Below are 552 nucleotides of genomic sequence, written 5' to 3' on the forward strand. Positions count from 1 at the left end.
TTGAACAGCGGCGTCACCAGGGAGATGACGGGGAACATCGAGACCATCAGGGACACCGTGAGCACGATCCGCTTGCCCGGGAAGTCCAGGCGGGCGATCGCGTAGGCGCACAGCGTGGCCAGGATGACGGCGATGATCGTGGCGATCACGGTGATGCCGATCGAGTTGCGCAGCGCCGTGAGGAACAGCTCGCGCGAGCCGCCCACGAAGATCTCCTCGTAGTTCACCGTGGACCACTGGGTGGGCAGCAGCTTGCCGTTGGCGAGGTCGGCGGGCGTCTTGAAGCTGGTCGCGAAGATCGAGAACAGCGGGAAGAGGCACCACACGCCGATCACGACGGTGAGGATCCACCACAGTGCGGTGGCCTTCCCGGTGCCGCGACGGTGGGGCGCGCGGCCCTCGGGGGCGGGAGCGGATGCGGCGGTGCTCACTTGGAACCTCCTCGGTCGGCCAGGTCCACCTTGAAGCCCTTGACGGCGATGACCGCCATGAGGGCCACGCACAGGAACAGGATCACGGAGACCGCCGAACCCATGCCGATCTCGAGCCGGC

At 67.0% G+C, this 552-nt stretch carries 1 pseudogene; it reads right to left on the reverse strand.

Annotated features, from left to right (window positions below):
- A pseudogene (locus tag C6558_RS39015) lies at nt 1-431 on the reverse strand (carbohydrate ABC transporter permease); the annotation flags it as partial.
- Between the last annotated feature and the right edge of the window lie 121 nt (nt 432-552).

This window comes from Ensifer sp. NM-2 (genome assembly GCF_003024455.1).
Classification (GTDB): domain Bacteria; phylum Pseudomonadota; class Alphaproteobacteria; order Rhizobiales; family Rhizobiaceae; genus Ensifer; species Ensifer canadensis.